General features: G+C 66.6%; 20 protein-coding genes. 14 read left to right on the top strand and 6 right to left on the bottom strand.

Annotated elements, in window-relative coordinates:
• Window positions 1-8 precede the first annotated feature (8 nt).
• Window positions 9-998, bottom strand: a complete 990-nt coding sequence (locus BLR29_RS20655; RefSeq protein ID WP_092138994.1) for a glycine betaine ABC transporter substrate-binding protein — start codon at window positions 996-998, stop codon at window positions 9-11.
• A 13-nt stretch (window positions 999-1,011) separates the two neighbouring features.
• A complete protein-coding gene (locus BLR29_RS20660; RefSeq protein WP_092138996.1) occupies window positions 1,012-1,728 on the bottom strand; it encodes an ABC transporter permease in 717 nt (238 codons plus the stop codon).
• Between the two features lie 679 nt (window positions 1,729-2,407).
• Here BLR29_RS20660 and BLR29_RS20665 point away from each other — a divergent pair.
• From BLR29_RS20665 to BLR29_RS20690, 6 genes are all read left to right on the top strand, one after another.
• Window positions 2,408-3,337 (top strand): pirin family protein, encoded by a 930-nt coding sequence (locus BLR29_RS20665; RefSeq protein WP_092138997.1) that lies wholly within the window; start codon window positions 2,408-2,410, stop codon window positions 3,335-3,337.
• 315 nt (window positions 3,338-3,652) lie between these two features.
• On the top strand, window positions 3,653-5,221 hold the full coding sequence (locus tag BLR29_RS20670; protein ID WP_092138999.1) for an ABC transporter ATP-binding protein: 1,569 nt from the start codon (window positions 3,653-3,655) through the stop codon (window positions 5,219-5,221).
• A 16-nt stretch (window positions 5,222-5,237) separates the two neighbouring features.
• Window positions 5,238-6,332, top strand: coding sequence for an ABC transporter permease (locus tag BLR29_RS20675; RefSeq protein WP_092139001.1), 1,095 nt, complete (start codon window positions 5,238-5,240; stop codon window positions 6,330-6,332).
• Window positions 6,333-6,350: 18 nt separating this feature from the next.
• Window positions 6,351-7,271, top strand: coding sequence for an ABC transporter permease (locus BLR29_RS20680; protein ID WP_092139003.1), 921 nt, complete (start codon window positions 6,351-6,353; stop codon window positions 7,269-7,271).
• 82 nt (window positions 7,272-7,353) lie between these two features.
• The gene (locus tag BLR29_RS20685; protein ID WP_092139005.1) at window positions 7,354-8,496 is read left to right on the top strand and encodes a BMP family ABC transporter substrate-binding protein; all 1,143 of its coding nucleotides are present in this window, start codon (window positions 7,354-7,356) and stop codon (window positions 8,494-8,496) included.
• Between the two features lie 239 nt (window positions 8,497-8,735).
• Window positions 8,736-9,029: a YkvA family protein gene (locus tag BLR29_RS20690; RefSeq protein WP_092139007.1), complete on the top strand. Its 294-nt coding sequence runs from the start codon at window positions 8,736-8,738 to the stop codon at window positions 9,027-9,029.
• A 74-nt stretch (window positions 9,030-9,103) separates the two neighbouring features.
• Here BLR29_RS20690 and BLR29_RS20695 read toward each other — a convergent pair whose 3' ends face one another.
• The 3 genes from BLR29_RS20695 to BLR29_RS20705 all read right to left on the bottom strand — a co-directional run bounded on the left by BLR29_RS20695 (window position 9,104) and on the right by BLR29_RS20705 (window position 11,441).
• Window positions 9,104-9,538 (bottom strand): methylglyoxal synthase, encoded by a 435-nt coding sequence (locus tag BLR29_RS20695; RefSeq protein WP_176861015.1) that lies wholly within the window; start codon window positions 9,536-9,538, stop codon window positions 9,104-9,106.
• Between the two features lie 148 nt (window positions 9,539-9,686).
• Window positions 9,687-10,475, bottom strand: coding sequence for an SDR family oxidoreductase (locus tag BLR29_RS20700; RefSeq protein ID WP_092139011.1), 789 nt, complete (start codon window positions 10,473-10,475; stop codon window positions 9,687-9,689).
• A 78-nt stretch (window positions 10,476-10,553) separates the two neighbouring features.
• Window positions 10,554-11,441: a DMT family transporter gene (locus BLR29_RS20705; RefSeq protein ID WP_092139177.1), complete on the bottom strand. Its 888-nt coding sequence runs from the start codon at window positions 11,439-11,441 to the stop codon at window positions 10,554-10,556.
• A gap of 450 nt (window positions 11,442-11,891) precedes the next feature.
• On the opposite strand from BLR29_RS20705, the gene BLR29_RS20710 reads away from it, so the two are divergent.
• From BLR29_RS20710 to BLR29_RS20720, 3 genes are all read left to right on the top strand, one after another.
• A complete protein-coding gene (locus BLR29_RS20710) occupies window positions 11,892-12,887 on the top strand; it encodes a Bug family tripartite tricarboxylate transporter substrate binding protein (protein WP_092139013.1) in 996 nt (331 codons plus the stop codon).
• Window positions 12,888-13,049: 162 nt separating this feature from the next.
• On the top strand, window positions 13,050-13,700 hold the full coding sequence (upp, locus tag BLR29_RS20715; RefSeq protein WP_092139015.1) for a uracil phosphoribosyltransferase: 651 nt from the start codon (window positions 13,050-13,052) through the stop codon (window positions 13,698-13,700).
• 99 nt (window positions 13,701-13,799) lie between these two features.
• On the top strand, window positions 13,800-13,970 hold the full coding sequence (locus BLR29_RS20720) for a DUF3149 domain-containing protein (protein WP_092139017.1): 171 nt from the start codon (window positions 13,800-13,802) through the stop codon (window positions 13,968-13,970).
• Window positions 13,971-14,036: 66 nt separating this feature from the next.
• On the opposite strand, the gene BLR29_RS20725 is transcribed toward BLR29_RS20720, so the two are convergent.
• Window positions 14,037-15,599 carry a helicase HerA-like C-terminal domain-containing protein gene (locus BLR29_RS20725; RefSeq protein ID WP_092139179.1) on the bottom strand — a complete coding sequence of 521 codons (1,563 nt, stop codon included), beginning with the start codon at window positions 15,597-15,599 and terminating at the stop codon, window positions 14,037-14,039.
• On the opposite strand from BLR29_RS20725, the gene BLR29_RS32500 reads away from it, so the two are divergent.
• The 5 genes from BLR29_RS32500 to BLR29_RS20745 all read left to right on the top strand — a co-directional run bounded on the left by BLR29_RS32500 (window position 15,598) and on the right by BLR29_RS20745 (window position 19,791).
• Window positions 15,598-15,747, top strand: coding sequence for a hypothetical protein (locus BLR29_RS32500; RefSeq protein WP_176861007.1), 150 nt, complete (start codon window positions 15,598-15,600; stop codon window positions 15,745-15,747). The genes BLR29_RS20725 and BLR29_RS32500 overlap by 2 nt on opposite strands.
• 214 nt (window positions 15,748-15,961) lie before the next feature.
• The gene (locus BLR29_RS20730) at window positions 15,962-16,687 is read left to right on the top strand and encodes a YebC/PmpR family DNA-binding transcriptional regulator (RefSeq protein ID WP_092139019.1); all 726 of its coding nucleotides are present in this window, start codon (window positions 15,962-15,964) and stop codon (window positions 16,685-16,687) included.
• Window positions 16,688-16,768: 81 nt separating this feature from the next.
• A complete protein-coding gene (gene purD / locus BLR29_RS20735; protein ID WP_092139021.1) occupies window positions 16,769-18,037 on the top strand; it encodes a phosphoribosylamine--glycine ligase in 1,269 nt (422 codons plus the stop codon).
• 123 nt (window positions 18,038-18,160) lie between these two features.
• Complete coding sequence (gene hemF, locus BLR29_RS20740) at window positions 18,161-19,072, top strand: oxygen-dependent coproporphyrinogen oxidase (RefSeq protein WP_092139023.1); 912 nt, start codon at window positions 18,161-18,163, stop codon at window positions 19,070-19,072.
• An 11-nt stretch (window positions 19,073-19,083) separates the two neighbouring features.
• Window positions 19,084-19,791, top strand: a complete 708-nt coding sequence (locus BLR29_RS20745; RefSeq protein WP_092139025.1) for a nicotinate-nucleotide adenylyltransferase — start codon at window positions 19,084-19,086, stop codon at window positions 19,789-19,791.
• The last annotated feature ends 10 nt before the right edge of the window (window positions 19,792-19,801 follow it).

A 19,801-nucleotide genomic window follows, 5' to 3' on the forward strand; every position in this document is an offset into this window, starting at 1 on the left:
GTGCCTCCTCAGATCAGGCCGTGGCTGCGCAGGAAGTCTCCTGCCACCTTGTCCACGGGCTGCTGGCCGATATCGACCTGGTAGTTCATCTTGGTCATCGCCGCGTTGTCGAGCGTGGCAGACAACGCGTTGAGCAGCGTCGCCAGTTCCGGATGCTGATCGAGCACCGCCTTGCGCACCACGGGCACCGCGTTGTACGGCGGGAAGAAATGAAGATCGTCTTCCAGCAGCACGAGGTCGAAGCCCTTCACGCGGCCGTCGGTCGTGTAGACCAGGCCCAGCTCCACCTGATTGTTCTTGAGCGCGGTGTAGACCAGACCCGGGTCAAGCTGGATCACGTCCTTGCGCGAGAGCGGCAACTGGTAGGCGGTCTTCAGCGGCTCCAGCCCGTCCGGCCGCGCAGCGAATTCCATGTCGACGGCGAACGGGTGGCCCTTGTCACCCTTGCTGTCCTTGCCATCGCCGGTGGCGCGCATTTTCCCGGCGAGCGCGGACAAGGTGGTCACGCCGGCGGCCTCGGCGCGCGGCCTTGGCATCGCCAGCGCGTAGGTGTTGTTGATCGTCGAGGCATCGAGCCAGACCAGGCCGCGCGCCGCGTCGAGCTGTTTCACGCGTGCATAGCTCTGCGGACCGTCAAGCTTTTCCTCGACCTTGTTGAAGACGATCAACGCGGTGCCGGTGTAGTCCCAGACCACATCGAGCTGGCCGGACTCCATCGCCTGGCGCATCAGCGTGCTGCCCAGCCCGGCCGTCAGCGTGGTCTCCATGCCCTTGGCGCGCAGGTACTGCGACGTCATCGACGACAGGAGCAGTTGCTCGGTGAAGTTCTTGCCGCCCACGCGCAGCGGTTCCGCGGCGGGCTGCTGGGCGCGGGCGGGCGCGGACGACAGCAGAATGCCCGCCACCACCGCGCCCAGCGCGGCGAAAACCCAGAACAGGCGGCCTTCGCCGCTTCGACGTTCGGCGCTTCGACTTTCACCGCTTCGATTGGATGCCATGTGTATTCCTCGTTCAGCGTGCCAGGCCGCGGCTGCGCAGGTAGACGTGGCCGGCCGTGGCGAACAGCGCGTCCAGCACCAGCGCCAGCAACGCGGTGGCGGCGGCCCCCAGCAGAAGCAGGGGCTGGTTGTTCAGGTAGATGCCCGGGAAGATCAGTTCGCCCAGGCTGTTCGCACCGATCAGGAACGACAGCGGCACGGTGCCGACGTTGATCACCAGGCTGATGCGCACACCAGCCAGGATCACGGGCAGCGCGTTGGGCAGTTCCACGCGTACCAGTCGCTGGCAAGGCGTCATGCCGATGCCGCGGGCCGCCTCGCGCAAGGCCGGCGACACGTTGCGCAGGCCTTCGTAGGTATTGCGCACGATCGGCAGGAGCGACGCCAGCCACAGCGCCAGGATCGCTGGACGCTCGCCAATGCCCAGCGCTGCCAGCGCCAGGGCCAGCACCGCCAGCGACGGCACGGTATTGCCGATGTTGAAGACCTGCATCAGGCGGTCCGCCTGGCGGTGCATGCATGGCCGGCTCAGGGCGATGCCGGCAGGCACGCCGGTGACCAGCGCGAGCGCCATCGAGATGACCACCAGGCGCAGGTGGTCGGTCACGTCGTAGACCAGGCGCTCCTGGTACTGGCGGATGACGTCGACGCCGATCCACGCGACCAGACCGGCCAGCGCGGCAACAATGACCCCGCTCCAGGCCACGGCCCGGAAGGTTTGCTTTGACATAGTTCCCCTTTCCCATTCCAGTGCCGCGACGCATGAGAATGAATCGCCACTTTCCGGATGCGGAAAACAATAGGGCCGGCGGAAGTCAGATGGGGTGCCCGCCGGAGCCCGGTTCAGATTGCCTTGCCGCCATGACCGGCAGGATTGCCGGCGGACGGACTTGCGGGCGCGCCCGGATGACGGGAGCAACCCTGTTGATGGGGGTTCAAGCGAAGGCTCGAATCACCCGGTAGCGGCGCAACCCAACGGGTTGGCCAGTGGCGGCGACTGGTGTCGTGTAGGAACGCGCTTCGGTGGGCGCCGCCGGTCAATCGGCCGTTGCCAGACAACGGATCGCGGGGTTTCGAGCTCGGGCTCGCCCACCGCAATTCACGGCAACGGATGACAAAGAGACGGTTATTCTACACATCTTCAGTCATCCTGTCATCTTCGCGAAAATGAGCACCCATCTTGCCGCGATCAGGACCGATTTTCGGAGATCGCTCGGCGGCCGATTAGGTCGGCCAGGCGGGCACGCCGGCAGTGTTTGCGGCGTTGCAAAATTCGCGTCAGTTTCGGCCAATTCGTCCCAGTGGCGGAACAATCTGTTGCCCGAGCCCTGTCTACCGCTTTTCCGTCAAAGCCTTACATTGACTGGGTAGATCCGACGGCCACAACGCCGTCCCACAGGAGAAAGAACATGGAAAACCGCACCGCCCTCAACACCGTTCCGGCCACCGCCGCGGAGTCCGTGCAGCGCTCGCGCACGGTGGACCGCGTGGTGCGCGGCATCGCCACCTCCGACGGCGCCGGCGTCAAGCTGACCCGCGTGCTGACGCAGAACCTGCAGCGCCGGCTGGACCCGTTCCTGATGCTCGACGCCTTTGGCACCGACAACAAGGACGACTACATCGGCGGCTTCCCCGATCACCCCCATCGCGGCTTCGAGACCATCACGTATATGCTCGCCGGCCGCATGCGCCATCGCGACAGCGCCGGCCACGAAGGCTTGCTGGAAAACGGCGGCGCACAGTGGATGGTGGCCGGCTCGGGCGTCGTGCACTCGGAACTGCCCGAACAGGAAGACGGCCGCATGGAAGGCTTCCAGCTCTGGCTGAACCTGCCGGCCGCGGACAAGATGACCGCGCCGTGGTACCGCGACATGCCCGCATCGGACATCCCGACGGTGGCATTGCCTGAAGGTGGCACGGTGCGCGTGCTGGCGGGCGCCTCCCACGGCGTGGCTGGCGCGGTCACGCGGCCGGTGACCGCGCCGGTCTACCTGGACGTCCACCTGCCCGCGGGCCAGCGCTTCAGCCAGACGCTGCCGGCCGGGCATAACGCCTTCGTCTACGTGTATCGCGGCGAGGTCAAGGTGGGCGATGGCAGCGATGCCGCCGTGGTGGAAGCCCAGCGCATGGGCGTGCTGGACAATGCCGGCCAGGCCGACGGCGTGGTGATCACGGCCAGCGAAGACGCCCGCTTCCTGCTGATCGCGGGCCAGCCGCTGAATGAGCCGATCGCGCAGTACGGCCCGTTCGTCATGAACACGCAGGAGCAGATCTACCAGACGCTGGCGGATTTCCGCGACGGCCGCTTCGCCACCATTCCGGCGTCGAACGCCGCCTGACGGCAAGCCCCCCTCCCCTCGCCCCGGTCCTCCCCCGGGGCAGTTCCGACCGCCGCCCTGCCTGTCACTGGCAGCGCGGCGGTTTTTTGTTGCGCCGATGCCCGGCATGCGACTTGCAACCTGCCCGTATCCGTTGCGGGGCATGGCAAGACACCGGAAACGGCCCGCCGAACCCCCGCGCACTTATATAATTCAGAGCTAATTCCGAGCATCACGGAAACATGATGATGACGACGTGCCGCGCGGCGATCCTGCGCCACGCACAGCCGCTGTCACGTCCTCCACGTTGCTGCCACAACAATCCGAGCCGCCTCAGTGACTTTACAAACCCCTCCCAGGCTGGCGCTTGCGCATATCACCAAGCGCTATCCCGGCGTGACCGCCAACGACGACGTGAGCCTCACCGTCGCTCCCGGTGAAATCCACGCCGTCCTTGGCGAAAACGGCGCCGGCAAGTCCACCCTCATGAAGATCATTTTTGGCGCGGTCCGCCCCGACGCCGGCGAGATGCACTTCAACGGGGCGCCCACCTCCATCGCCAGTCCCCACGACGCCCGCAACCTGGGCATCGCCATGGTCTTCCAGCATTTCTCGCTGTTCGACACCCTGACCGTCGCCGAGAACATCGCACTGGGCCTGCCGCCCCGGGACGTCGGCAGCATGAAGCAGCTGGCGGACCGCATCCGCGCCACCGCGGAACGCTACGGCCTGCCGCTGGAACCGAATCGCCACGTGCATACGCTGTCAGTCGGCGAGCGCCAGCGCGTGGAGATCGTGCGCGCGTTGCTGGCCAACCCGCAGTTGCTGATCCTCGATGAACCGACGTCGGTGCTGACGCCGCAGGCCGTGGAAACGCTGTTTGTCACGCTGCGCCAGCTGGCTGCCGAGGGCACCAGCATTCTCTATATCAGCCACAAGCTCGACGAAATCCGTGCGCTTTGCCATCACGCCACGGTGATGCGGATGGGCCGGGTCACGGGCGTGTGCGATCCGCGCCAGGAAAGCGCGGCATCGCTGTCGCGCCTGATGATTGGCGGCGAGCCGCCGCGCGAAGCCCGCGTGACGACGGAACGCGGGCCGGTCCGGCTGGCCGTGCACAACCTGTCGATGCCGCGCGCGCATGCCTTTGCCACTGAGCTCAGCGGGATCGCGCTCGACGTGCATGCCGGCGAGATCGTCGGCATCGCCGGGGTCTCGGGCAATGGCCAGCAGGAATTGCTGGCGGCGCTGTCCGGAGAAGACCCGCGCGCCACCGGCGCCGCCGTCGAACTGGATGGACGCCCGGTCGGCAAGCTGGACGCCCGCGGCCGCCGCCGTGCCGGCCTTGCATTCGTGCCGGAGGAACGCCTGGGTCGCGGCGCGGTGCCGGCCATGAGCCTGTCGTCGAACACGCTGCTGTCTCACCAGACGGCGCCGTACGTGCGCAACGGCATGGTCTCGCCGAAGGCGGCCGACGGGTTGGCTGCCAGCATCATCAGCCGCTTCCGCGTCAAGGCGAGCGGACCCGAGGCGCAGGCGCGCAGCCTGTCAGGCGGCAACTTGCAGAAGTTCATCGTGGGCCGCGAGATCGAGGCCGGCCCCAAGGTCCTGATCGTCGCGCAACCCACCTGGGGCGTCGATGTGGGCGCCGCCGCGCAGATCCATAACGAGATCCTCGCGCTCAAGGCGGTCGGCTGCGCGGTGCTGGTCGTGTCCGAGGAACTCGACGAACTGTTCGCAATCTGCGACCGCCTGCACGTGATTGCCAAGGGCCATCTTTCGCCGTCGATTCCGGTGGAGTTGGCAACGCGCGAGCAGGTGGGCCTGTGGATGAGCGGACTCTGGGAGGGCGGGCCGGCCAGCCGGCATGACGACGTCGCCGCGGAGGTGCCGCTTCATGGCTAATCCCGTGACCAGGTTCATGGCGGATTTCCGCTCCCCACTCTCGCTGGCGCCGCGCGGCACGCCCTCGCGCAGCATGGCCTATGCCTCGCCGGTGTTCGCGCTGGCGCTGACGCTGTTGTTTGGCGCGCTGCTGTTCATCGTGCTCGGCAAGGATCCTGCCGCGGCGCTCAAGGTGTTCCTGTTCGATCCGCTCAAGGACCAGCGCACGATCGGCGAGGTGTTGCTCAAGGCCGTGCCGCTGGTGCTGTGCGCGCTGGGGCTGTCGGTCTGCTACCGGGCCAACGTCTGGAACATCGGCGCCGATGGCCAGCTGATTCTCGGCGGCATCTTCGCCGGCGCGACCGTGCTGTACTTCGATACCCCCGGCCATACGATCGGCGGCCTGCCGGTGCTGGTGCTGGCCTCGCTGGCGGGCATCGTCGGCGGCATGGTCTGGGCTGCCATCACCGCGCTGCTCAAGGACCGCTTCAACGCCAACGAGATCCTGGTGTCGCTGATGCTGACCTACATCGCCCAGCAATTGTTGCTGTGGGTGGTCAACGGCCCGCTCAAGGATCCGGCCGGGATGAACTTCCCGCAGTCGAAGGTGTTCTCGTCCGAATTCCTGCTGCCGAACCTGCTGTCGGGGTCGCGCCTGCACGCGGGATTCGCCGTGATGCTGGTGCTGGTGGCCATCATGACGGTGTTCGTTTTCCGCAGCTTCGCCGGCTACCGCCTGCAAGTGGGCGGCACCGCGCCGCTGGCCGCGCGCTATGCGGGCTTCTCGTCGCGCAATGCGCTGTGGAGCGCCCTGATGATCTCGGGCGGCACAGCCGGCCTCGCCGGTGCGTTCGAAGTGACGGGACCAATCGGCCAACTGCTGCCGTCCATCTCGCCGGGGTATGGCTTCACCGCGATCATCGTCGCGTTCGTCGGCCGGCTGCATCCGGTGGGCACCGTGTTCGGCGGCATCGTGATGTCGCTGTTCTACATCGGCGGCGAGATGGCGCAATCGCGCCTGGGGCTGCCGTCCGCGATCGGCTGGGTTTTCCAGGGCATGCTGCTGTTCTTCCTGCTGGCCTGCGACACCCTTATCGACAACCGCCTGCGCTGGCGCGCCAGGGCCGCCTGAACCGGAGCGCACAAGAATATGGAACAACTCGCTCCCTTGATCGCCACCGCGATCAACGCCGGCACGCCGTTGCTGCTGGCCGCGCTGGGCCTGCTCATCAACGAGCGCTCCGGCGTGCTCAACCTCGGCGCCGAAGGCATGATGCTGGTGGCCGCCGCGCTGGGTTTCATGGTCGGCTACCAGACGCAGTCGCCGATCCTCGGCTTCCTGGCCGGGGCCGTCGCCGGGATGCTGATGGCCTCGCTGTTCTCGTGGCTGGCGCTGGTGCTGGCCACCAACCAGGTGGCAACCGGTCTGGCGCTGTCGATCTTCGGCACGGGGCTGTCAGCCTTCATGGCGCAGCGCTTTGTCGGCTACGCCCTGCCCGCGCAGGCCAAGTCGGTGCCCTTCCTGGCGGACCTCCCCTTCATCGGCCCGGCCTTCTTCCAGCATCACTGGATGGTCTACTTCAGCCTGCTGCTGTGCTTTGCCATCATGTGGTTCCTGTTCCGCACGCGTGCAGGCCTGACGCTGCGCGCGATCGGCGAATCGCCCGAGTCCGCCCATGCGTTGGGCTACCCGGTGCGCTGGATCCGCTTTGGCGCGCTGTTGTTCGGCGGCGCCTGCTGTGGACTGGCCGGCGCGTACCTGTCGCTGGTCTACACGCCGATGTGGGTGGAGAACCTGGTCGCCGGTCGCGGCTGGATCGCCCTGGCGCTGACCACCTTCGCCACGTGGCGCCCGGGCCGGGTGCTGGTGGGCGCGTGGCTGTTCGGCGGCGTGACCATCCTCCAGTTCTACCTGCAGGGCATCGGCGTGTCGGTTCCATCGCAGTTCCTGTCGATGCTGCCCTACGCGGCCACGATCGTCGTGCTGGCACTGATTTCGCGTAACCCGGCGTGGATCCGGCTCAACATGCCGGCTTCGCTGGGCAAGCCGTTCCGCCCGGGCAATGCCTGAGGCGCGGGCCGCCACCGTGTTCACCAAGTCTTAGAACGAAGTCAAACCACAACGCATCACAAGACGTTTCAAGGAGAGATCGATGATCGTTTCACGCAGGTCCACCCTGGCGGCCCTGGCCGCCACCGCTGTGCTGGCCCTGGCCGGCTGCGGCAAGAAGGAGGCCGAGAAGCCGGCCGAATCGGCAGCGCCGGCCTCGGCACCGGCTGCCGCGGCCAGCGAACCGCTGAAGGTGGCATTCGTCTACATCGGACCGGTGGGCGACGCTGGCTGGACGTTTGCGCACGACTCGGGCCGCAAGGCCGTGGAAGCCAAGTTTGGCGACAAGGTGAAGACGACGTTCGTGGAGAACGTGCCCGAGTCCGCCGCCGACGCCGAGCGCGTGTTCCGCGACCTGGCCAGCCAGGGCAACAAGCTGATCTTCGGCACGACCTTCGGCTACATGGAATCCATGCTGAAGGTGGCCAAGGAGTTCCCGGACGTCAAGTTCGAGCACGCCACCGGCTTCAAGACCGCCGACAACCTGGGCCAGTACGACGTGCGCACCTATGAAGGCGCGTACCTGGCCGGCGTGGTGGCCGGCAAGATGAGCAAGAGCGGCAAGATGGGCGTGGTGGCATCGGTGCCCATCCCCGAGGTGATCCGCAATATCGATTCCTTCACGCTCGGCGCGCGCAGCGTCAACCCGAAGGCCACGGTCAAGGTGGTGTGGGTGAACAAGTGGTTCGATCCGGGCAAGGAGCGTGAAGCGGCGACGACGCTGATCGGCCAGGGCGTGGACATGCTGATGCAGAACACCGACTCCGCCGCCGTGGTGCAGACCGCGCAGGAAAAGGGCGTCTACGCGTTCGGCTGGGACAGCGACATGAGCAAGTTCGGCGAAAAGGCCCACCTGGCCGCCTCGGTGATCTCGTGGGGCGTCTACTACAACAAGGTGGTGGAAGACGTGCTGAACAAGCAATGGAAGTCCAACACCACGTGGTGGGGCCTGAAGGAAGGCATGATCGACCTGAAGGGCTTCAACGCCGTGGTGCCGGATGACGTGAAGGCGCTGGTCGAAGAGCGCAAGAAGGGCGTGATCGATGGCAGCGCGCCGATCTGGAAGGGTCCGCTGAAGGACAACGCCGGCAAGGAACAACTGACGAAGGACCAGGTGGCCGACGACAACTTCCTGCACAACATCAAGTTCTACGTGGAAGGCGTGGAAGGCAACGTCCCGGGCTGATCCGCAACGGTACGACAGACGGCGACGTCGCCCGGCCTGCTCGCGGGCCGGGGCGTATGCCGCAGGGCCGGTGGCTGCAGTGCAGTCTCCGGCCTTTTTTCTTGCCGATTGCCTTGCCGATTGCCTTGCCGATCGCCCGCCGATTGCCTGGTAATTGGCAAAAGGAACTTGAACCGCTCCGCTCCGGCCCAAGCTATCTGTGCATGCGCTCCCGGCGCGTGTGAACAAGGAGGCCCATCATGTGGAAGCGATTCTCAGCCCTGTGGACGCTGCTGCGCCGTGACGGCAGGCTGTTCTGGTTCGCGCTGCGGCATCCCGACGCGCCGCCGTGGCTCAAGCCGGCCGCATTCGGCCTGGTGCTCTACGCCATCTCTCCGATCGACCTCATCCCGGACGTGATCGCCGGGCTGGGCATCGTGGACGACGTTGTGCTGATTCCGCTGGCCGTCCATCTGATCCTGAAGCGGCTGCCGCCTCATATCCTGCGACAGGCCGAACTGCGCGCCAACGCGACCACCGTGCGGCCGCGCTGAGTGTCGCGCCGAACTACGCTCCGAATGTCACGCTGGCCTGCGCCCTGACGCGCGCCAGCGCCCCACCCGCCGATTCAGGCCGCCGGCTTGTCGGCGGCTTTCTTTTTGTCGTCTTTTTCGTCGACGAAGCAGTGTCGGGCCAGCTCCACGACCAGGAGTTCGGCCGTCGCCAGATTGGTCGCGCACGGCACATTGTGCACATCGCATGCGCGCACCAGCGCATTGATATCCGGTTCATGCGGCTGCGGGGTCATCGGGTCGCGCAGGAAAATGACCGCGGTGATGCGGCCCTCCGCAAGCTGGGCGCCAATCTGCAGGTCGCCGCCCCACGGGCCGGACAACATGCGGATGATCTCCAGGCCGACTTCGTCTGCGATCCGGCCGCCGGTGGTGCCGGTAGCCAGCAGCTCGCATCGCGCGAGGAAGTCGCGGTGCCGGCCGGCAAACGCAACAATGTCATCCTTCTTGTGATCGTGCGCGATCAGCGCAATGCGTGGGCGGGTCATCAGAAATTCCGGAAGTCTTGAAAGGCTGGAACGACGGTACAACACGCTGCGCTACCGCGTCCAACGACAACGCCTCACACGCAGCATGACGATTCCTCACGCCCGTGACCCCGGCATTGCGCCGGCATCACGGGATTTACGCGTCAGGGCGTCAGAAGGTGCCGGGGTAGGCACCGCCGTCCAGCAGCACGTTCTGGCCGGTCATGAAGGCGGCCTGCTTGCTGCACAGGAACGCGCACGTCGCACCGAACTCGACCGGATCGCCAAAGCGGCGGGTCGGGTTGGCGGCGGCGCGGCGCTCGGCCACCTCTTCCACGGTCAGGCCGGCCTTCTTGGCGCCGCCTTCCATCGTCTTGTAGAGGCGGTCCGTGTTGAACGGCCCCGGCAGCAGGTTGTTGACGGTGACGCCATGCTGCGCGACTTCGCGCGCCAGGCCGGCAACGAAACCGGTCAGGCCCGAGCGCGCGCCGTTGGACAGGCCCAGCACGTCGATCGGCGCCTTGACCGCGCCGCTGGTGATGTTGATGATGCGGCCCCACTTGCGGGCGATCATGCCGTCCACGGTCGCCTTGATCAGCTCGATCGGCGTCAGCATGTTGGCGTCGATGGCGGCGAGCCAGTCGTTGCGGTCCCAGTCGCGGAAGTTGCCCGGGGGCGGGCCGCCGGCGTTGTTCACCAGGATATCGATATCACCCAGCTTGGCCGCGGCGTCCAGCGCCTGCTTGCGGCCCTCGGGCGTGGTGATGTCGGTGGCCACCGCCACCACGCGGCGGCCATGGCGCGCGCGCAGGCCGGCGGCAGCCTTCTCCAGTGCCTCGGCACCGCGCGCCACGATCACCACGTCGACGCCTTCGGCCGCCAGCGCGTCGGCGCACGCAAACCCAAGTCCCTTGCTGGCACCGCACACCAGCGCATGCTTACCGCGCAGTCCGAAATCCATTGCTCGCTCTCCTTCCTCGGTTAATCGATTGCCGGGCACCGGATGCTCGCCCGGCGTTCCCGTTGCTTGCTGAAAAAATCAGGCCTTCCTGGTCGACAGCAAATACATGCCGCCCAGCACCAGCGCACTGCCCGCGATCTGCACGCCGGTGATCGGCTCGCCGAGCAGCCAGAACGCCAGCAGCAGCGTCGACACCGGGCCGATCATGCCCGCCTGCGACGCCATCGGCGCGCCGATGCGCGCCACCGCGATCATCGTCAGCGAGACCGGCAGCACCGTGCAGAACACCGCATTGACGAGTGACAGCCACATCACCGGCGCCGGTTGCGCCAGTTCGGCCAGCGGCCGGCCAAGCGCCAGATACTGCACCACGCAGCAGAACGTCGATACGCACATCGCATAGGCCACCAGACGCAGGGAACCCACGCGCTGCACCAACTCGCCACTCAGAATCAGGTACACACCATACGACAACGCGCTCGCCAGCACCAGCGCACCGCCAAGCCATACGCGCTCGCCGCTCACGCCGAGATCATGCGCGAATACCAGCACGATGCCCGCATACGCCAGCAACAGCGATATCCACTGCCGGACGTGAATGGGCCGGCGGAATACCAGCGCCGTGGTCAGCAGCACGAACGACGGCGTCAGGAAGAGGATCAGGCGCTCCAGTCCGGCCGTGATGTATTGCAAGCCCAGGAAATCGAGGAAGCTCGACAGGTAGTAGCCGATGATGCCCAGGAACACCACGCGGCCGCGATCCGCCCAGGACAGCGCCGGCCGCTTGCGCGCCTGCCACCAGCCAATCGCCATGAACAGGGGCACCGCAAACAGCATCCGCAGCGTGATGACCATCACGGCGTCCACGTTGTAGCGGTACATCAGCTTGGCGACGATGGCCTTGGCGGAGAACAGCACGGCGCCGATGGCCGCGACGGCGAGCCCGTAGCGCTGCGGCGCGGGCAACTCGGCGGGCGATGACAGGGACTTCTGGGATGCGGACACGGGGCGTGGGAGGCACTATCAAATTGATTCTGGCGTCGTTGCGCGATTCGCTTGCCGCCCCCCTCTGCTGTCCGCGGCCGCGCGTCTGGCCAGAACCGCGATCGGGTCATGTCTATCGGATCATGTCGATAGCACCTCTCGGTCTGGGAAACGCCGGGCGGTCGCACGGGAGCGGCGGGAACAGGTGCGCGTGGATGCCAGGACCCGACGATTGTATGTCAAAAGGCGCAAAGTCCGCCGGCCGGAACGAGAGGCGCCAGCGCGGCGCGCCGGCCTGCGAGAGGCCCGCTGCCATGCGCTGCCCGGCGTGCGGCTTTCCCATACAATGGCCCGTGCCGCCCCCGGCACATCCCGGCACATTCACCGCCGATGCCACGGGGCGAGACAACAACATCTGGAGATACCCGAGTCATGCCGCACCGTTCCGCCCCGGCCTCGCGCCGCGCGTTTATCGCCTCCGCCATTTCCCTCGCCATCGCCAGCTTCGCGGGCAACACCAGCGCCGCCGACGCCTTCCCCGCCAAGCCGATCCGCTTCGTGGTGCCTTACGCCGCCGGCGGCACGACCGACCTCGTCGCGCGCACCGTGGGCCAGCGCGTGGCTGAAAAGCTCGGACAGCCCGTGGTGGTGGAAAACCGCCCCGGCGCCGGCGGCAACATCGGCATGGAGGCGGTGGCCAAGGCGCCGGCGGACGGCTATACGATCGGCTTTGGCGCCATCTCCACCAACGCGCTGAATCCGCATATCTACAAGCACGTGCCGTTCGATCCGCGCCGCGACTTCACGGCCATCAGCCTGTTGGGCACGTCCACCATCGTGCTGGAAGTGAGCGAGAGCCTGCCGGTGAAGACCGTGCCGGAGCTGATTGCCTACGCCAAGGCGCATCCGGGCCTGACCTATGCGACGGCGGGCACCGGCACCTCGATGCACCTGGCCGGCGCGATGTTCTCGCAGGTGACCCAGACCGGCCTGACCCATGTGCCATACAAGGGCAGCAGCCCGGCCATCAACGATCTGCTGGGCGGCCATATCCAGGTGATGTTCGACAATCTGCCGGCGTCGCTGCCGCACATCCAGGCCGGCAAGCTGCGTGCGCTGGCCGTGGCCGGCAAGGCGCGCTCGCCGTCGCTGCCGAATGTGCCGACGCTGGCGGAGGCGGGCCTGCCGGGCTACGCGGTGGAGCCGTGGTTCGGCGTCTATGGCCCCGCCAACCTGCCCGCGCCGGTGGTGCAGGCGTTGAACGCGGCGTTCGTGGAGGCGCTGGCGCGCCCCGACGTGCGCGACAAGCTGGTCCAGGCCGGTTTCAATCCGAAGGGATCGACCGCGGCGGAACTGCAGGCGTTGACGCAGACCGAATACGAGCGTTTCGGCAAGGTCGCCAAGGCCGCCGCCATCACCGTCGAGTGAAGGGTGCGCTGCGCGGCGGGCTTCCGGTTGATTGACCGGCAGGCTGCCGGCGGCGCCAGGCGCGGCGGGCGGGTCGGTATCCATTACAATCCCGCTGCATCGGGCGCGTGGCCAGCATGGCCGCGCAGCCCTGACCAGACACCTGCCGAGCCCGCCGCTGCCATGAAACAAGATCCGCGTTTCCCTAATCTCTTCATCCTCAATCACCCGCTGATCCAGCACAAGCTCTCGCATATGCGCGACAAGGAAACGTCGACGCGTACGTTCCGCGAGCTGCTGCGCGAGATCACGCTGCTGATGGGCTACGAGATCACCCGCAACCTGCCCCTGACCACGCGTCACATCGATACGCCACTGGTGCCGCTGGAGGCGCCGGTCATCGCCGGCAAGAAGCTGACGATCGTGCCCGTGCTGCGCGCTGGTGTCGGCATGAGCGACGGCCTGGTCGAGCTGATTCCGTCGGCCCGGATCGGCCATATCGGCGTGTACCGCGACGAGCATCACCGCCCCGTGGAGTACCTGGTGCGCCTGCCGGACGTCGAGGACCGCAGCTTCATCCTGTGCGATCCGATGGTCGCCACCGGCTACTCGGCCGCGCATGCGGTGGACGTGCTCAAGCGCCGCGGCGTCAAGGACGAGGCCATCACCTTCGTGGCGCTGGTGGCCGCGCCCGAAGGTGTGGAAGTCTTCCAGCGCGCCCACCCCGGCGTGAAGCTGTTCGTGGCATCGCTGGACAGCCATCTCGATGAGCATGCCTACATCATCCCGGGCCTGGGCGACGCGGGCGACCGGCTGTTCGGCACGAAGAACTGAGGGATGCCGAGGCGCTTGATGCGCCTCAATATTTGAGTGGCGTGGCTCCTTACACTGAAAGTCGTTTTTCTACGACGTGTTCCGCCCAGGAGTCCACATATGGAAGCCATCAAGATTCTCTTCTCGACGCCCACCGGGCTGGCCAGCCTGGCCGTCATTGCCTTCATCATCGGCATGGGCGCGTTCTTCGCCCGCCTTTTTGCGCGGAAAATGCGCGAGGATGCCGAGGCCGCGAGAAAGGCCGGGCGAGCGCCTCACACTGATATCTGAAGCAAGAAAAAACGCCTGCATGTTGCAGGCGTTTTTTTCAGGGTCCGGCGCCATCGCTGGCCAGCTTTACTTCTTCCGGCCGCCACCGCCCAGCAGGCTCCCCAATACACCGCGAATCAGCTCGCGCCCGACCTGCGACCCAACCGTCCGCGCCGCCGACTTCGCCATCGATTCGAGAATCGAGTCCCCACGGCCAGTCTTGCCCGTGCCCTTGGTCAGCGAGCCGAAAATCTCGCCGGCCTGCCCCAGCCATCCGCCGCCTTCCCCTTCCTGCGGCGCCCCGCCGGTGGTCGTTGCGGCACCGCCCGCTTTCGCGCCGGTCTGCGCGCCCGCCTGCGCACCATTTCCCGCAGCGGCCACGCCACCGCGCAGCTTCTCGTACGCCGATTCGCGATCGATCGTCTTCTCATAGGCGCCTGCCACCAGCGAGTTCGCAATCAGCGCGCGGCGCTCGTCGTCCGTTACCGGGCCGATACGGCTGCCCGGCGCCAGGACCCACGCGCGCTCGGTCACCGTCGGCGTGCCCTTGGCGTCGAGGCACGACACCAGCGCCTCGCCCACGCCCAGTTCGCCGATCACCTGCTCCACATCGAGCTTCGGATTGGCGCGCATCGTCGTGGCCGCCACCTTGACCGCTTTCTGGTCGCGCGGCGTGAACGCGCGCAGCGCGTGCTGTACGCGATTGCCCAACTGCCCCAGCACGGTATCGGGAATATCGACCGGATTCTGCGTCACGAAGTACACGCCCACGCCCTTGGAACGCACCAGCCGAACCACCTGTTCGATCTTGTCCAGCAGGCCCTTGGGCGCATCGTTGAACAGCAGGTGGGCCTCGTCGAAGAAGAAGACCAGCTTGGGCTTGTCGAGATCGCCCGCCTCGGGCAGCTTCTCGAACAGCTCGGACAGCATCCACAGGAGGAACGTCGCGTACAGCCGCGGCGCATTCATCAGCTTGTCCGCCGACAGGATGTTGATGACGCCCTGTCCGCGCTCGGTCTGGATGAAGTCCTCGAGGTTGAGCATCGGCTCGCCGAAGAACTTGTCCGCGCCCTGCGATTCCAGCGCCACCAGCCCGCGCTGGATCGCGCCGATCGACGCCGAGGAAATATTGCCGTACTCGGTCGTGAACTGGCTGGCGTTATCCCCCACGTACTGCAGCATCGCGCGCAGATCCTTGGCGTCGAGCAGCAGCAGGCCGTTGGCATCGGCAATGCGGAACACGAGGTTCAGCACGCCCTGCTGGGTGTCATTGAGCTCCAGCATGCGGGACAGCAGCAGCGGCCCCATGTGCGACACCGTCGCCCGGACGGGATGGCCCTTTTCGCCGAAGACATCCCACAGCGTGGTCGGGCAGGCGCCCCATACAGGCTCGGGCAGGCCATGCTCGGCCATGCGTGCCTTGAGCTTGTCGGATGCCTGGCCGGGCTGGGAAATGCCGGTCAGATCACCTTTGACATCCGCCATGAACACGGGCACGCCCAGCCGGGAAAAGCCCTGCGCCAGCGTTTGCAGCGTGACGGTCTTGCCGGTGCCGGTGGCGCCGGTGATCAGGCCGTGGCGGTTGCCCATTTCGGGCAGCAGCACCAGGTCGTGGTCGGCGTTCTTGGCGATGAGGATGGGGTCGGCCATGATGGTCTCGGCGGTCAGAGGGACGGTGGCGAAAAACAACGCCGGTGCCAAGGCGATCGGCGATGCGAAGGATGGTACGAGCGGCGCTACGAAGTCAGGCGCAAGGCGCTTCGGCGCGGCAGGGGCGCGTGATAAAATCCTGCGCTGATTATAGCCAGCAGATTGGCACATCAATCACATGGCGTGGTCGCCGGATCGTCAGAAACTGTCACAGAGCCTGTCACGGAACCCTGATCCCGAGCCAGCGGCGGCACGCCGGCAATCCCTGCAATCGTCGTCACGACGCCCTTGCGCGCCGGCAAACCCGCGCAGCACCGCCTGACAACACGCTACACGACACGTTTTCCGCCTCGGAGAGAATCATGGCCGGTCATTCCAAATGGGCCAATATCAAACACAAGAAAGCCGCTGCTGACGCCAAGCGGGGCAAGATCTGGACGCGCCTGATCAAGGAAATCACCGTGGCCGCCAAGCTGGGCGGTGGTGATGCCGATTCCAACCCGCGCCTGCGCCTGTCGATCGACAAGGCCATGGACGCGAACATGCCGAAGGACAACATCCAGCGCGCCATCCAGCGCGGCGTGGGCGGCCTGGAAGGCGCCAACTACGAGGAAATCCGGTACGAAGGCTACGGCCTGGCAGGCGCCGCGATCATCGTGGATTGCCTGACCGACAACCGCACCCGCACCGTGGCCGAAGTCCGCCACGCGTTCTCCAAGCACAACGGCAACATGGGCACGGAAGGCTCGGTGGCCTTCATGTTCACGCACTGCGGCCAGTTCCTGTTCGCCCCCGGCACGCCCGAGGACAAGCTGATGGACGCCGCGCTGGAAGCCGGTGCGGACGACGTGGTGACCAACGACGACGGCTCCATCGAAGTCACTTGCCCGCCCAACGACTTCCCCGCGGTCAAGACCGCGCTGGAAGGCGCCGGATTCAAGGCCGAAGTGGCGGACGTGGTGATGAAGCCGCAAAACGAAGTGAGCTTTATTGGCGACGACGCCGTGAAGATGCAGAAGCTGCTGGACGCCCTGGAAAACCTGGACGACGTGCAGGAAGTCTTCACCAACGCGGTGATCGAGGAGTAAGTCCTCCGCCCCGCCCCACGGCGGCAGCCCGGCTCCGGCCAGCTGCCGCTTTTCGCATGCGTTTCTTTTCTGGCAGTGATCATGAAAGTATTGGTTGTCGGCTCCGGTGGGCGTGAGCACGCACTGGCCTGGAAATTGGCCCAGTCCCCAAAGATGCAAGTGGTGTACGTCGCGCCGGGCAACGGTGGCACGGCACTCGACAAGCGCCTGCAGAACGTGCCGCTGACCGATCCGGAAGTGCTGGCCGCATTCGTCGAGCGCGAAGGCGTGGCCTTCACAGTGGTCGGCCCCGAGGCACCGCTGGCCGCCGGTATCGTCGACGTGTTCCGCGCCCGTGGCCTGCGCATCTTCGGGCCCACGCAGGCCGCCGCGCAGCTGGAATCCTCGAAAGACTTCGCCAAGGCCTTCATGCACCGCCACAACATTCCGACGGCCGCCTACCAGACGTTCGCGGACGCCGCCGGCGCGCACGCCTACATCGACGCGCAAGGCGCGCCGATCGTGATCAAGGCCGATGGCCTGGCCGCGGGCAAGGGCGTGGTCGTGGCGATGACGCTGGAAGAAGCGCACACGGCCGTCGACATGATGCTGGCGGACAACAAGCTCGGCGACGCCGGCGCACGCGTGGTCATCGAGGAATTCCTGGACGGCGAGGAAGCCAGCTTCATCGTGCTGGTGGACGGCAAGAACGTGCTGGCCCTGGCCACCAGCCAGGACCACAAGCGCCTGCTGGACGCCGACGCGGGCCCCAATACCGGTGGCATGGGCGCATACTCGCCCGCGCCGGTGGTCACCCCGGCCCTGCATGCCCGCGCCCTGCGCGAGATCATCATGCCGACCGTGCGCGGCATGGAAAAAGACGGCATCCCGTACACCGGCTTCCTGTACGCCGGCCTGATGATCGACAAGGACGGCAACCCGAAGACGCTGGAATTCAACTGCCGCATGGGCGATCCGGAAACCCAGCCGATCATGGCGCGCCTGAAGACCGACCTCGTCGACGTCATGGAAGCCGCCGTGGACGGCAAGCTGGACCAGATCGAGCTCGACTGGGATCGTCGTACGGCGCTGGGCGTGGTAATCGCCGCGTACAACTACCCGGAAGACCCACGCCGCGGCGATGCCATCACCGGCATCCCGGCCGAAACCGACGAAGCCGTGACGTTCCACGCCGGCACCACGCTCAAGGACGGCACGTTGCTGACCTCGGGCGGCCGCGTGCTGTGCGTGGTGGGCCTGGCCGACACCGTCAAGGCCGCCCAGCGCAATGCCTACGCCGCGGTGGAGCAGATCCGCTTCGACGGCATGCAATACCGCACCGACATTGGCTACCGCGCCATCAAGCGCTGAGTTGCGCCGGGATTCGCCCCACGCCCCGCGGGGCGAATCCAGCCGGTACAATCGTGACACCGCGATGACGGCCGGCGCCTGCGCCCGGCCGTCCTGCCACCGGCCCATCCAGACCCGCTCATCATGATCGATTCCCAGGCAGTCCGAGCCTACCTGCTCGGCCTGCAAGACCGCATCACCGACGCCATTGCCGCCGTGGACGGGCAGGCGTTCCTGACCGACAGCTGGGAGAAACCGCCCACCGAGCGCCTGCGCGGCAGTGGCCGCACGCGCATCCTGGAGGACGGTGCCGTGATGGAACGCGCCGGCGTGGGCTTCTCGCATGTTCGCGGCGATACGCTCCCGCCGTCGGCCAGCGCCAACCGGCCGGAACTGGCCGGACGCAGCTTCGAGGCGATGGGCGTCTCGCTGGTGTTCCACCCCCGCAATCCGTACGTCCCCACGGTTCACATGAACGTACGCTGCTTCCTGGCGGTGAAACCCGATGCGGACCCGGTCTGGTGGTTCGGCGGCGGCATGGACCTGACGCCCTACTACGGCAACGCGGACGACTGCGCACACTTCCACCGCACGTGCCAGGCGTCGCTGGCCCCGTTCGGCGATGACCTGTATCCGCGCTTCAAGCAGTGGTGCGACGAGTACTTCTTCCTGCGGCACCGCGGGGAAGCTCGCGGCATCGGTGGCGTGTTCTTCGACGATTTCTCGGCACTGGGCTTCGACCGCAGCTTTGCGATGATGCAGTCCGTGGGCGATGCCTTCCTCGATGCCTACCTGCCGATCCTCGACGCCCGCAAGGACACGCCCTACGGTGCGCGCGAACGCGACTTCCAGGCCTATCGCCGCGGCCGCTACGTGGAATTCAACCTGGTCTTCGACCGTGGCACGCTGTTTGGCCTGCAATCGGGCGGCCGCGCCGAATCCATCCTGATGTCGATGCCGCCGCAGGTGACCTGGCGCTACGACTGGCAACCCGAGCCGGGCAGCGCCGAAGCCGCGCTGTACACCGACTTCCTGCCGGCACGCGAGTGGGCCTGACGGCGAGTGTGATGACTGTTCCTGCCTCCTCTTCCTCCCCCCGCACCCCCGCCGACACCGACCGACCGTACCGCCTGGGCATCCTTGGCGGCACTTTCGACCCGCCGCACCGCGGCCATGTCGCGCTGGCGCAGTTGTGTATCGACCACCTGGCGCTGGACGAACTGGTCTGGATTCCCACCGGTCACTCCTGGCAAAAGGGTGGCCACGTGACGCCTTCGTCCGACCGGCTGGCCATGACCGAGCTGGCCGCGGCGACCATCGACGGCGGCAATGCCACGATCCGCGTCAGCCGCATGGAAGTGGACCGCGATGGCCCCAGCTATACGGTCGACACCGTCCGCCACCTGCGTGATGCGTACGGCCCGAATACCTCCATGTCCTGGCTGATGGGGGCCGACCAGTTGTTGCGCCTGCACACCTGGCACGGCTGGGAAGCCCTGTTCGAGCAGGTGCACCTTTGCATCGCCACCCGACCCGGCTTCGACCTGGCCGCGCTGGACGGCCCGGTGCTCGCCGCCATGAACGACCGGCTGGCGGACACGCACCTGATACAATGCACGCCCTCCGGCCGGATGTGGATCGACCAGACGCTTGCCGTCGACCTGTCCTCCACCGGCTTGCGCCAGCGCCTGGCCGACGGCCAGCCGGCGGATGACCAACTGCCTGCCGGCGTGGCACACTACATCGCGAGTCACGGGTTGTACCGCAACTCCTGAGCCGGCTCGC

Source organism: Cupriavidus sp. YR651, from assembly GCF_900101625.1.
Lineage (GTDB): Bacteria > Pseudomonadota > Gammaproteobacteria > Burkholderiales > Burkholderiaceae > Cupriavidus.

Bases quoted from the DNA above. Each gene is read 5' to 3' on its own strand.
- BLR29_RS20655 (WP_092138994.1), bottom strand. From the start codon at position 998: ATGGCATCCAATCGAAGCGGTGAAAGTCGAAGCGCCGAACGTCGAAGC.
- BLR29_RS20660 (WP_092138996.1), bottom strand. From the start codon at position 1,728: ATGTCAAAGCAAACCTTCCGGGCCGTGGCCTGGAGCGGGGTCATTGTT.
- BLR29_RS20665 (WP_092138997.1), top strand. From the start codon at position 2,408: ATGGAAAACCGCACCGCCCTCAACACCGTTCCGGCCACCGCCGCGGAG.
- BLR29_RS20675 (WP_092139001.1), top strand. From the start codon at position 5,238: ATGGCGGATTTCCGCTCCCCACTCTCGCTGGCGCCGCGCGGCACGCCC.
- BLR29_RS20680 (WP_092139003.1), top strand. From the start codon at position 6,351: ATGGAACAACTCGCTCCCTTGATCGCCACCGCGATCAACGCCGGCACG.
- BLR29_RS20685 (WP_092139005.1), top strand. From the start codon at position 7,354: ATGATCGTTTCACGCAGGTCCACCCTGGCGGCCCTGGCCGCCACCGCT.
- BLR29_RS20690 (WP_092139007.1), top strand. From the start codon at position 8,736: ATGTGGAAGCGATTCTCAGCCCTGTGGACGCTGCTGCGCCGTGACGGC.
- BLR29_RS20700 (WP_092139011.1), bottom strand. From the start codon at position 10,475: ATGGATTTCGGACTGCGCGGTAAGCATGCGCTGGTGTGCGGTGCCAGC.
- BLR29_RS20710 (WP_092139013.1), top strand. From the start codon at position 11,892: ATGCCGCACCGTTCCGCCCCGGCCTCGCGCCGCGCGTTTATCGCCTCC.
- upp (WP_092139015.1), top strand. From the start codon at position 13,050: ATGAAACAAGATCCGCGTTTCCCTAATCTCTTCATCCTCAATCACCCG.
- BLR29_RS20720 (WP_092139017.1), top strand. From the start codon at position 13,800: ATGGAAGCCATCAAGATTCTCTTCTCGACGCCCACCGGGCTGGCCAGC.
- BLR29_RS32500 (WP_176861007.1), top strand. From the start codon at position 15,598: ATGATGGTCTCGGCGGTCAGAGGGACGGTGGCGAAAAACAACGCCGGT.
- BLR29_RS20725 (WP_092139179.1), bottom strand. From the start codon at position 15,599: ATGGCCGACCCCATCCTCATCGCCAAGAACGCCGACCACGACCTGGTG.
- BLR29_RS20730 (WP_092139019.1), top strand. From the start codon at position 15,962: ATGGCCGGTCATTCCAAATGGGCCAATATCAAACACAAGAAAGCCGCT.
- purD (WP_092139021.1), top strand. From the start codon at position 16,769: ATGAAAGTATTGGTTGTCGGCTCCGGTGGGCGTGAGCACGCACTGGCC.
- hemF (WP_092139023.1), top strand. From the start codon at position 18,161: ATGATCGATTCCCAGGCAGTCCGAGCCTACCTGCTCGGCCTGCAAGAC.
- BLR29_RS20745 (WP_092139025.1), top strand. From the start codon at position 19,084: ATGACTGTTCCTGCCTCCTCTTCCTCCCCCCGCACCCCCGCCGACACC.